General features: G+C 66.5%; 9 protein-coding genes. 7 read left to right on the forward strand and 2 right to left on the reverse strand.

The window, feature by feature from the left end; all coding sequences use genetic code 11:
* The 7 genes from H3O04_RS28715 to H3O04_RS28745 all read left to right on the forward strand — a co-directional run.
* Positions 1–2,774, forward strand: a 2,774-nt coding sequence (locus H3O04_RS28715; RefSeq protein WP_202588960.1) for a YadA family autotransporter adhesin, incomplete at its 5' end; no start/stop codon positions are given.
* 121 nt (positions 2,775–2,895) lie between these two features.
* A complete protein-coding gene (locus tag H3O04_RS28720; protein WP_006480561.1) occupies positions 2,896–3,561 on the forward strand; it encodes an OmpA family protein in 666 nt (221 codons plus the stop codon).
* 390 nt (positions 3,562–3,951) lie between these two features.
* Entirely contained in the window at positions 3,952–5,097 is a 1,146-nt protein-coding gene (locus H3O04_RS28725; protein ID WP_006480560.1) for a DUF2827 domain-containing protein, read from the forward strand.
* A gap of 14 nt (positions 5,098–5,111) precedes the next feature.
* Positions 5,112–6,266 (forward strand): DUF2827 domain-containing protein, encoded by a 1,155-nt coding sequence (locus H3O04_RS28730; protein ID WP_023475685.1) that lies wholly within the window; start codon positions 5,112–5,114, stop codon positions 6,264–6,266.
* A 26-nt stretch (positions 6,267–6,292) separates the two neighbouring features.
* On the forward strand, positions 6,293–6,760 hold the full coding sequence (locus H3O04_RS28735; RefSeq protein ID WP_023475686.1) for a DUF4019 domain-containing protein: 468 nt from the start codon (positions 6,293–6,295) through the stop codon (positions 6,758–6,760).
* 33 nt (positions 6,761–6,793) lie between these two features.
* The gene (locus H3O04_RS28740) at positions 6,794–7,930 is read left to right on the forward strand and encodes a DUF2827 family protein (RefSeq protein ID WP_006480557.1); all 1,137 of its coding nucleotides are present in this window, start codon (positions 6,794–6,796) and stop codon (positions 7,928–7,930) included.
* Positions 7,931–7,954: 24 nt separating this feature from the next.
* The gene (locus tag H3O04_RS28745; RefSeq protein ID WP_202588961.1) at positions 7,955–9,928 is read left to right on the forward strand and encodes an FkbM family methyltransferase; all 1,974 of its coding nucleotides are present in this window, start codon (positions 7,955–7,957) and stop codon (positions 9,926–9,928) included.
* Between the two features lie 57 nt (positions 9,929–9,985).
* Here the strand turns inward: H3O04_RS28745 and H3O04_RS28750 are convergent, their stop codons facing one another.
* Positions 9,986–10,402: a hypothetical protein gene (locus H3O04_RS28750; RefSeq protein ID WP_041489353.1), complete on the reverse strand. Its 417-nt coding sequence runs from the start codon at positions 10,400–10,402 to the stop codon at positions 9,986–9,988.
* A gap of 71 nt (positions 10,403–10,473) precedes the next feature.
* Positions 10,474–11,277, reverse strand: a complete 804-nt coding sequence (locus H3O04_RS28755; RefSeq protein ID WP_034175152.1) for an EAL domain-containing protein — start codon at positions 11,275–11,277, stop codon at positions 10,474–10,476.
* Positions 11,278–12,015 lie beyond the last annotated feature (738 nt).

A 12,015-nucleotide genomic window follows, 5' to 3' on the forward strand; every position in this document is an offset into this window, starting at 1 on the left:
TGTCGACTTCGACTTCGACGGGTCTGTCGTCGGCCAACAGCTCGATCACGTCCCTGTCGACCTCGACCTCGACGGGCTTGTCGTCGGCTAACAGTTCGATCACCTCGCTGTCGACATCGACTTCGACCGGCCTGTCGTCGGCTAACAGCTCGATCACGTCGCTGTCGACTTCGACTTCGACCGGCCTCTCGTCCGCGAATAGCTCGATCACGTCGCTGTCGACTTCGACTTCGACGGGTCTGTCGTCGGCCAACAGCTCGATCACGTCCCTGTCGACCTCGACCTCGACGGGCTTGTCGTCGGCTAACAGTTCGATCACCTCGCTGTCGACATCGACTTCGACGGGTCTGTCCTCGGCTAATAGCTCGATCACCTCGCTGTCGACCTCGACTTCGACCGGCCTGTCGTCGGCTAACAGCTCGATCACGTCGCTGTCGACTTCGACCTCGACCGGCCTGTCGTCGGCTAACAGCTCGATCACTTCGCTGTCGACCTCGACCTCGACCGGCCTCTCGTCGGCTAACAGCTCGATCGATTCGCTGTCCACGTCGACCTCGACGGGTCTGTCTTCGGCTAATAGCTCGATCACTTCGCTGTCGACCTCGACCTCGACCGGCCTGTCGTCGGCTAACAGCTCGATCACTTCGTTGTCGACCTCGACTTCGACGGGCCTGTCGTCGGCTAACAGCTCGATCACTTCGCTCTCGACCTCGACCTCGACTGGTCTCTCGTCGGCCAACAGCTCGATCACGTCCCTGTCGACCTCCACCTCGACCGGTTTGTCGTCGGCCACCAGCTCCATCGGTTCGCTGTCCACCGGCCTGAGTTCGACCAACAGCTCGGTTACCTCGCTGTCCACGTCGGCTTCGACGGGCCTCTCGTCCGCGAACAGCTCGATCAACTCCCTGTCGACCTCGACCTCGACGGGCCTGTCGTCGGCCACCAGCTCGATCACGTCCCTGTCGACTTCGACCTCGACCGGCATCAGCTCGCTGTCCACCGGCTTGAGCAGCACGGACAGCACGATCCTGTCGCTGTCCACCTCGACCTCGACCGGCATCGGCTCGCTGTCCACCGGCCTGAGCAGCACGAACAGCTCGGTGTCGTCGCTCTCGACGTCCACCTCGACCGCGATCAACGCCGCGAAGACGCACTACTACAGCGTCAACGACAACGGCGTGCAGCAAGCCAACTACGCGAACGACGGCGCCACGGGCACCAACGCCCTCGCCGCCGGCGTGAACGCCAGCGCGGCGGGCGCGAGCAGCGTGGCAGTCGGCGACGGCTCGAACGCGCAGACGGCAGGCGCAGTCGCGATCGGCCAGAACGCGTCGGCAACGGGCGGCAAGGCGGTATCGATCGGCTCCGGCAACACGGCGTCGGGCGACGGCGCGGTCGCGATCGGCGATCCGAACGTGGCGACGGGTACCGGCGCCGTGGCGATGGGTGCGAACAACACGGCGACCGGCGACGGCGCGGTGTCCCTCGGCAACCAGAACACGGCAACCGGCGCCAGCGCGCTGGCCCTCGGCAGCTCGAACCAGGCCACCGCGGACAACACGATCGCGCTGGGCAGCCAGGCCACGGCCAGCGCCACCGGCGCACAGGCCTACGGCTCGGCCGCCAAGGCCACGGCCGCGGACGCGCTCGCCTTCGGCACGAACGCGCAAGCGAACGTCGCGAACTCGATCGCACTCGGCGCGAACTCGGTCACGGCTGCTGCGGTCGGCACCTCGAGCGCCACGATCGGCGGCGTCACGTACCCGTTCGCGGGCGGCTCGCCGGTCGGCGTGGTGAGCGTCGGTGCACCGGGCCAGGAACGCCAGATCACGAACGTCGCCGCGGGCCGGATCTCGGCCACGAGCACGGACGCGATCAACGGCAGCCAGCTGAACGCGACGAACAACGCGATCAACACGCTGTCGACGTCCACCGCGTCGAACGTCGCATCGCTGTCGACCGGCATCAACTCGCTGTCGACCGGCCTGAGCACGACGAACAGCAACGTGGCGTCGCTGTCGACGTCGACCTCGACTGCGATCAACTCGTTGTCGACGGGCCTCAGCACGACGAACAGCAACGTCAACTCGCTGTCGACGTCGACGTCGACCGGCATCGGTTCGCTGTCCACCGGCCTGAGCACGACGAACAGCAACGTGGCGTCGCTGTCGACCGGCGTGACGAACATCAACAACCAGTTGAACCAGCTGTCGACGACGCTCAACAACAACACGACGCGTGCGGCGAACAACAACGGCGTCGCCGCCGACCTGAACGGCAAGGGCAACGACCTTCCGGTGGTCACGGCCGGCTCGAACTCGGTGGCAATCGGCGCGGGTTCGAACGACGGCGGCCGCTCGAACGTGGTGTCGGTCGGCAGCGACACGCAGCAGCGCCAGATCACGAACGTCGCGCCGGGTACGCAAGGCACCGACGCGGTGAACGTGAACCAGCTGACGCAGGTGCAGACGACGCTGTCGACGGCACTGTCGGGCCAGCAGGCGCAGATCAACTCGCTGGGCTCGCAACTGCAGCAGACCGACCAGATGGCGAAGCAGGGTATCGCGGCCGTCGGCGCGATGGCGTCGATCCCGCAGCTCGATCGCGACGCCAACTTCGGGATGGGCGTGGGCACGTCGACCTTCCTCGGCCAGAAGGCGATGGCGGTCAACATGCAGGCGCGTATCACGGAGAACCTGAAGGCGTCGATCAACGGCGGTTTCAGCGGCGGTCAGAAGGTGATCGGCGCCGGCATGCTGTATCAGTGGAAGTAACGCGTCGCGCCGCCCGGCCGTCCGGCTCGCCAGCCGGACGACCCGCGGCTCCGACGGCAGGACGAGCCCGCTGCGCACCGCGCGGCGGGCCTCGGTCAACCCAAGCTTTAAGGACGTCACCGTGAACAAACTCGCTCTTGCGCTCGCGCTTTCCGCAACGGCCCTCGCCGCGTGCTCGACCGCATCCGGCCCGACCTTCAGCGCCTCCGAACTGCAGCCGCGCGACGGCGTGCGCACCTTCCAGGTGGACTGCCACGGCCTGCTGTCGGGCCCGCAGACCTGCATGAAGGCCGCCCGCAAGATCTGCGGCGACGAGCCCGTGCGCGCCGTCGACTCGGCCCGCGCGCTGCGCGACAAATCCGATCCGGCCACGCTGGTGTTCCAGTGCGGCGCCGCACCAGCCGAAGCGGCTTCGGCCGCCACACCCGCACCCGCCGCCGTGATCGAACGCGTGAACCTGTCCGGCGACGCGCTGTTCGCCACCGACCACGCGACGCTCGCGCCGACCGCGCGCGAATCGCTGGACCGGCTGCTGAGCGAGCGCGCCGACCGCACGTACTCGCAAGTGACGGTCACCGGCTTCACCGATTCGGTGGGCAGCGACGACTACAACCTCGCGCTGTCGAAGCGCCGCGCCGAAGCGGTCGCCGCCTATCTGAAGGCGCACGGGCTGAAGACCGACTCGATGACGGTCTCGGGCCGCGGCAAGGCCGATCCGGTCGCATCCAACGCGACGCCGGAAGGCCGCGCCAGCAACCGCCGCGTCGAAATCCGGCTGCAGCACTGAGGCGCCGGCGGCCGCCCATGCGGCCGCGCGATCCGGCAGGCCAGCCGCGCCACGCCGGCACGCCGCGGGACGACCGGGCGCCGCAACGCCTGCGCCCGCTTCCGTTGGCCGGCGGCTATGTCAAAGTTCGTCACGTCCTGCCAAAACCGGCGGTTTCCATGCCACAATCGCCGCAAATAGTCGCCGGGGCAGCCCGCCCGATGCGCGCCGTCCCAGGCGTGCCCGGCGACACGCCGGAATCCGGCTGCCGCCCTCGCGAATCCCGTCGCCCGGTTCGCGCGCCGCGGTGCCACCGGCGCGAATCCAACCATGACGATCCACGGCGCGCCGCTGCCGGCCAGACGCTCGACGCGAGGCCCGGACGCACGACGCCGCAGAGGAAACCAACCGGTGACGGACATCAATGAAGCCGCCGCGGGCGGCACTCGCAAGCAACGGCCGGCGGTCGGCATCTCGCTGTTTGCGCGCGACGGCCAGGCGATCTGGGAAAACGGCATTCACCAGAACATCGCGTTCCTCGCGATGATGCTCAAGCGCTCGGATCGCGTCGGTCCCGTCTATTTCCTGAACGGCGGCGACGCCAACGCACTGCCGGCCGGCCTCGAGCTCGACGGCCTCGACATCCCGCTCGTGAAACCCGCCGACGTCACGCACGAACTCGACGTCGTGATCGAAATGGGCGCGCAGTTGCCGGTCGAATGGCTCCGGCACATGAAGGCGCTCGGCAAGAAGATCGCCGCGTTCTTCTGCGGGCACGTGTATGCCGGCCTGTGCGAAACGCCGATCTTCGGGAAACCGTCGGGGCACGTGTTCAACGGCGCACCGTTCGACGAAGTATGGCTGCTGCCGCAATACGACAAGACCGCCGCGCCGATGCTCAGGACGATCCTGCGCGCGCCCGTCCACCTGATGCCGCACATCTGGTCGCCGTACTTCCTCGAGCGCCGCGTGGCCACGCTCGCCGACGAAGGCGCGACGTTCGGCTATCAGCCCGGCCAGCGGCCGTGGAAGCTCGCGATGCTCGAGCCGAACATCTCGGTCGCGAAGTCCTGCCACTACCCGATGCTCGCGTGCGACGCGTTCTACCGCGCGCGGCCTGATGCGGTGCAACACATGTTCGTCGTCAACTCGATGCACATGAAGGAACATCCGACCTTCGTGCACTTCGCGAACAGCCTCGATCTCGTGCGCCAGCACAAGGCGACGTTCGAGCCGCGACTCGACCTGCCGGGCTTCATGGCGCGTCACGCGGATGCGGTCGTGTCGCACCACTGGGAAAACGGGCAGAACTATCTGTATTACGACGTGCTGTACGGCGGCTATCCGCTGATCCACAACTCGACGCTGATCGGCGACGCCGGCTATTACTACCCGGACTTCGACTCGGCTGCCGGCGGCCGCGCGCTGCTCGAAGCGTGGCTGCATCACGACGAACGCCTCGACGACTACCGCGCGAAGGCGGGCCGGCTGCTGCAGTCGGTCTCGATCGACAACCCCGCGAACCTCGACGCGTTCGTCTCGCGTCTGGTCGCCTGAACCGGAGCATACGCATGTCGGACTCCAATGCCCGTCAAGCGCCCGGCGAGGGCAAGCGTCTCGTCGTCGGCGTGTCGCTGTTCGTGCGCGGCGCCGGCCAGTCGCTGTGGGAAAACGGCATTTTCCAGAACTGCCTGCTGCTGATCCTGCTGCTGCGTCAGTCGCCGCTCGTCGCGGATGCCGTGATGGTGAACGGCGGCGAACAGGTCGCCGATCCGCAGATGATGCTCGGCGAGTGGAACGTGCCATTGCTGTCGATGGATGAGGCGCTCGAGCGCTGCGACGTGCTGATCGAGATGAGCGCACAGTTCGGCGCGGACTACCTGCGCGCGTTCCGCGAGCGCGGCGGCAAGGTCGTCACGATGCGGGTCGGCAACGACTACGTGATCGACATCGAACGCGCGATGTTCGACAAGCCGTCGGGTTTCCTGTTCTCCGGAGCGCCATACGACGCGGTGTGGACGATTCCCGAGTTCGAGCGCTCGTGCCTGCACTACTACCAGACGGGCCTGCGCGCGCCGGTCACGATCGTCCCGCACATCTGGCATCCGATGCTGTTCGACAAGGCGCGCGCGACGCTCGGCGCCGGTTTGTCGTTCGGCTATCAGCCGGGCAAGCCGCGCTGGCGCGTGACGATGTTCGAGCCGAACATCTGCATGGTGAAGACGAGCATCATTCCGATGCTCGTGACCGAGGAAGCGTATCGCGCGAAGCCGGCGTTCCTCGAGTTCGTGCGCGTGTGCAACACGATTCACCTGAAGGAACATCCGACGTTCGTGCACTTCGCGAAGAGCCTCGACATCGTGAACCACGGGATCACGACGTTCGAGAGCCGCTATGCGGTGTACGAGTTCATGGCCGCGTACGGCGATGCGGTGGTGTCGCACACGTGGGAGAACGCGCAGAACTACCTGTATTACGAGCTGCTGTACGGCGACTATCCGCTGATCCACAACTCGCCGTTCCTCGGCAAGGCCGGGTATTTCTATCCGGATTTCGACTGTCAGGCCGGCGGCCGCGCGCTGCTGCAGGCGTTCGCCGAGCACGACGCGAATCTCGACGCCTACCGCGAGCAGTCGAAGCACGTGCTCGACTCGGTCAGCATCTACAACCCCGAGAACGTCGCGGCCTATACGGATGCGATCGCCACCCTCTATCGCGACGCGTGACGCGCCGCCCTTTCCGGACCCCGACCGTGAACGCACGCCCGACCCTCACCCGCGCAAAATGGCTGATCGGCTGCGCCGCCGCATCGATCGCGATCGGCGCGCACGCGCAAGCCGCCGGCGAATCGGCCGACACGCTGCTGCGCGACTCCGATGCGGTGTTCAAGCAGCTCGACGCCGGCCAGTACGGCGCGGTATGGAGCGACGCCGCACCGTTCGTCAAGGCGCGCTTCAAGCAGGACCAGTTCACGGCGCAAATGCAGCAGGCACGCCAGTCGGTCGGCGCGGTCAGCCATCGCGGCTGGGCGCAGGTCACGCGCATCCGCTACGAGCGGACGACCGGAATGCCCGACGGGCTCTACGCGAACGTCGATTACGCGACGACGCTCGCGAGCGGCGCCACGATGTTCGAGAAGCTGAGCTTCCGCCTCGAAACCGACGGCCGCTGGCATCTGACGGGCTACGTGCCGCGTCAGACGCAAAACGCCGCGCAGTAAGCCGCGCACTACCCGCCCCACGGAGCCGATCCGATGAAACTCAATGTCGCGATAACGATGAACGTGCAGCGCGACGCGACGCAGTCGATCTGGTACAACGGTGCGAACCAGCACTGCGTGTACCTGTACATGCTGCTGAAGCAGTCGCCTTTGATCGGCGAGGTCTGGCTCGCGCACGACAACGGCATCACCGAGTATCCGCAGGCGCTGATGATGGACGCGTTCGGCGACGCGCTGCGGCCGCTGTCGGCCGTCGTTCACCAGACCGACCTGCTGATCGAGATGAACGCGTTCATCGACCCGTCGCACACGGACGTCGTGCGCCAGCGCGGCGGCAAGTGCGTGTCGTATCGCTTCGGCAACGACTACGTGATCGCGGTCGAGACGATCAACTTCGAGAAGAACGACTGGCGGCCGAACCCGCACCGCGTGCAGTTCGACGAGATCTGGACCAATCCGCAGCACATGCACACGTGCGCCGCGTATTTCCAGGCCGTGTACCGTGCCCCGGTGATCGAGCTGCCGCATATCTGGTCGCCGTATTTCATCGAGCGCAGCCTCGACGCCGATCCCGAGCTGAAGGCCCGCTTCGGCTATCGCAACCACGGCCCGGCCAAGCGCATCGCGTTCTTCGAGCCGAACCTGAACGTCGTGAAGAGCGCGATCGTGCCGATGCTCGCCGCGAACGCGTGCTACGTCGAACATCCGGAGCTCGTCGAGCACGTGTACATGACCAACACGTTCGACAAGAAGGAAAACGTCGCCTTCAAGCATCTCGCGCTCGGGCTCGAGATGGTGCGCGACGGCAAGGCCACCGCCGACGTGCGCGCGCCGTTCGTCGCATGGGCCGCGCATCACACCGACATCGTCGTGTCGCACCACTGGGAAAACGGCCTGAACTACCTGCTGTACGACGCGCTGTACGGCAACTACCCGCTCGTGCACAACTCGCCGTTCCTGCGCGACGTCGGCTACTACTATCCGGACTTCGAGATCTTCGATGCGGCGCGCGCGATCGCGACCGCCGCGCAGACGCACGACGCGCGGCTCGACGACTACGCGGCCGCCGCCCGCCGCTGCCTGCATCAGGTCGACACGCTCGCCGAGCACAACGTGCGCGCGTATTCCTCGCAGATTCAGCACCTGTTCGCCGGCCGCCCGCTCGGCTGATTGCCTTCGCACGCGCCCCAGCCCATGAATCAGACCGTCCGCAATTTCGTCGTGATCGATTCGATCCACGGCCCGTTCGTCATCAACCGGCATTGCGCGTTGCAGGCCGAGGCGCTGATCAAGACCGGCCGGCCGCATATCCAGGGCGAACTCGACACGATCCTGCAGGTGATCGACCAGTTGCCCGACGGCGCGATCGCGGTGGACGGCGGCGCGAACGCGGGGCTGGTGTGCGTGCCGCTCGCGCACCGGCTGCGCGAGCGCGGCGGCCGCGTCTATGCGTTCGAGCCGCAACGCACGCTGTTTCACGCGCTCGGCGGCACCGTCGCGCTCAACCAGCTCGACAATCTCCATCTGCTAAACATGGGGCTGGCCGCCGCCAACGGCACGATGAAAGTGCCCGACGTCGACTACGGACAGGATGCCGACTTCGGGCAGGTCTCGCTCGTCGATACGCAAGCCTCCGGCGGCACGCCGACGCCGGTCGTCCGGCTCGATTCGCTTGGCCTGCCGCGGCTGGATTTCCTGAAACTCGACATCGAAGGAATGGAGATCGACGCGCTGCGCGGCGCGCGGCGGCTGATCGAGACGCATCTGCCGTGGTGCTGGATCGAATACTGGAAAGTCGGCGAGGCGCCGATCATCGACACGTTCGCCGGTCTCGACTACACGTTCTACCGGATCGACGGGCTGAACATGCTGTGCGTGCCGAACCCGCGCTGGGACCGGCAGCGCCTGTTCATCACCGGCGAACCGCTCGCCGCCGGCTCGACGGCCGAACGCGGCACGGATTCCGCGACGGCCGCGCCCACCGACGCCGACACCCCCGAAACGAACTGGAACCGCGCGCTCGACCACGAATCGCGCGGCGAGTGGGGGCATGCGATCGACCGCTGGCAACGCGCACGCGGCCGCGGGCTCGACGACGATGCGATCGCGCTACAGCTCGCGTCGTGCTACGGCTTCGCCGGCGCACCCGAGGCCGGGCTCGCAACGCTCGACCATTTCGGCGATCCGGCCGCGCTGCCCGACGCGGCGCGCGGGCGCATCCAGCTGGCGCGCTCGGCACTGCTGCTGCGCGCCGGCCGGCGCGACGAGGCCGCACGCGCGACCATCGACAGCGAAAACGTGCTGACGGCCGCGCAATTCGGGCTGCCGACGGAACGGCTCTACCAGGGTCAGCCGCTGCACGGCAAGCGGCTGCTGATCCTCAGCTACGGCGGGGTCGGCGATCAGCTTCAGTACGCGCGCTATCTGCATGCGCTCGACGCGCTCGGCTGCGCCGGCGTGACCGTGGTCGTACCCGACGCGCTGACGGGCCTGCTGCGCGAGACGTTCCCGCGCATCGAATTCGTCGGCGCGCACGGCGCGTGGGTCGACACGTCACAGCTCGCCCACGACTACTGGTGCTCGTTCCTGATGCTCGCCGCGCTGTTCGGTTACGCGCCGACGCCGGAAGGCATGCCGGCCCCGTACCTGACGTGCCCGCCCGCGCATGCGGCCGCGTGGCGCGAGCGCGTATCGCACGACGGCCATGCACCCGGTACGCGTCGCATCGGGCTGAACTGGCGCGGACGCGACGAAAGCGATGCGCGCTTCCATCGCGCGGCCAGCCTGCGCGATTTCGCGCCGCTCGCGCGGATGCACGGCTACGCCGCGTACTGTCTCAATCGCGATCTGTCCGCGCAATCCGAGCAATCGGACCTGCCGGTCACCTTCCCGCATCACGCGATCGGCGATTTCGGCGATCTTGCCGCGCTGATGCTCGCGATGGACGCCGTCGTGACCACCTGCACCGCCCACATCCATCTCGCCGGCGCACTCGGCGTGCCGGCCGTGCTGCTGCTCAGCCCGAAAGCGGACGCGCGCTGGGAAACCGGCTCGCGCACCGCGCTCTACCCCGGCATCCGGATCGTGCGCGCCGCGCACGTCGGTCGATGGGACGATGCGATCGACCGCGCGATGGCGCTGGTGCTCGGCGGTTTCGGGAAGGATTGAGATTCGACGGCCGCGCGAGCGGGCCGCGGTACCGGGCCCGCACCCGCGCCGGTTGCGTTACACCAGTACCCGATCGCCGCTTTGCGCGGCGAACGCGCGGCCATGCCGCCGCCCCATGCGCGCCAGCAGCACGAAGCAACGGGCCGCCGGCCGGCCTGCGCCGCCCGATTGCCTGACGAGGCTGTCGGATACGCCGCGCGCGATCGCCGACTCGTCGCCGCACGCACCGGCGATGACGCCCGCGTAATAGTGCCGGGCCGCCAGCTCGCGGCCGCCCGCGTCGAGCGGGCTCATCCGCTGAATGCGGCGCGCGACGGTCGTCAGGCCATCGAGATAGGGCGCGACATCGATCGGCGCATCGGTCGACTCGGCGCCCAGTTGCCACAGCATGTCGGCCAGCTCGGCGAGCGCGACCAGGTCGCGCACATCGGTCGCCTGCGTGCCCGTTCCGCCTCCGGCTTTCGTCCCCGCCATGCCCACGTCCCCTTTGCGATTCGTCCCAACCGCGACACGCACCCGGCGCGCCGCCCTGCCCGCTTCCGCACTCACGCCGCCGCCGGCGACCGCCATGAAAAGCGGATGCCCTGCGCCCACGCGACGCCGGCATCCACGATGATCTGCCGGTCGGTCTCGCTTTCCACGCCTTCGACGACGACGTGCCGCGCCCCTTCATGCGCAAACGCGATCAGCCGGCGAAACTGGTAACGCCCGATCGCGTTGCGCTTGATCAGCGACAGGACCGACCGGTCGAGCTTCACGATGTCGGGGTTGCCGACCACCAGATTGTTCAACGCGCTGAAACCGACGCCGAAATCGTCGATCGCGATCCGGCATCCGGCCTGCCGGAAGCGGTTCACGAACGACCGGCCCGCGACGGGGTTCAGCGGCCCCGTCTCCGTGATCTCGATCACCAGCCGCGCCGCCACCGACGGCTCGCGCTCGAGCCGCCTGAAAATCGCCAGCCACGCGTCGTCGACCACCGCGCTTGCCGCCGCGACGTTGCAACCGTACACGGCAGCCGGATCGGCGCGTAGCGCATCGATCGTGCGGCCGACCACCAGCCGGTCGAACCAGCGCATCAGCCCGAGCGCTTCCAGCCGCGGCAGGAAGACGAGCGGCGGCAGTGCATCGCGCTCGCCCCACCGCAGCCGCGCGAGGCATTCCTGGTACAGCACGCCGCCCGACAGATCGGCGCGGCACACGGGCTCGTGCGCGAATCCGAGCCGGCTTTCGACGAAACTGCGTACCGACGCAAGATCGCGATGATCGTCCGGCGCGCCGAACACGAGATCGATTTCGTCGCGATTCGTTTTCCGATTCGCCTCCTGGCGAGCTTCGACCGCATTCATCCGGCGCTCCGGCAAATGGCGAGCCGCCGATCACGGCTCGACCTCAATACATATGCGGAACGAGCCCACCTCGACGCGCTCCGCCGCCTACCCGGCCCATCCTGTCATGTCGATTTTTTCCGGGGGCGTACTGTTCGCTTCGGCGCGCCGTCAAATTCGATATTTTTACGATATTCGGTTACTTGAAATACACCATGCGCGCGCGGTGCCGACAGTGCGACAGGTTACACAACGCAAATTGCGAAAACCACCAATCCGAATCGTTTATCTTTTTCATCTAAACAGTTTTATCTGAATCGTCTCCTCCCGGATTTGCTGGTCGCGCGAATCGGGATACCGCCAATTGATCAGATAAATACCACGCCGCAAAGTGCCGTACGCACTCGATATGCCGGGTTGAAACACCGGCCCTCCACACATGCCGTCACCTGCGGAAAACCTGCTGCCGCGCGTGATTCGATCACCGCAGCATTCAATTTTCTCGTTTCAAACGATATTATGAAATTCCGAAACGGAATCAAGCCTCATTTAATCAATAATACCAACTTCAATTATATGAAGATTATAAATTGAACCATATTTAACAATCTTTCCGACTTGTTAACCTATAAACTTGTTTTTGACGGACTTCCCTCGGAGCCGTCAATTTCGTGCCTTCCAAAACCGTCGAGCTCATCGGGTTCGGCGGTTTCTTTTTTAACGGCATGATTTCGTCAGACATGAGGGCGGGACAAACCC

The organism is Burkholderia sp. KCJ3K979 (assembly GCF_016759955.1).
Taxonomy (GTDB): Bacteria; Pseudomonadota; Gammaproteobacteria; order Burkholderiales; family Burkholderiaceae; genus Burkholderia; species Burkholderia orbicola.

What these genes read in the sequence shown, in the direction of transcription:
- H3O04_RS28730 (WP_023475685.1), top strand. Translation starts at nt 5,112, where the DNA reads ATGTCGGACTCCAATGCCCGTCAAGCGCCCGGCGAGGGCAAGCGTCTC.
- H3O04_RS28740 (WP_006480557.1), top strand. Translation starts at nt 6,794, where the DNA reads ATGAAACTCAATGTCGCGATAACGATGAACGTGCAGCGCGACGCGACG.
- H3O04_RS28745 (WP_202588961.1), top strand. Translation starts at nt 7,955, where the DNA reads ATGAATCAGACCGTCCGCAATTTCGTCGTGATCGATTCGATCCACGGC.
- H3O04_RS28750 (WP_041489353.1), bottom strand. Translation starts at nt 10,402, where the DNA reads ATGGCGGGGACGAAAGCCGGAGGCGGAACGGGCACGCAGGCGACCGAT.
- H3O04_RS28755 (WP_034175152.1), bottom strand. Translation starts at nt 11,277, where the DNA reads ATGAATGCGGTCGAAGCTCGCCAGGAGGCGAATCGGAAAACGAATCGC.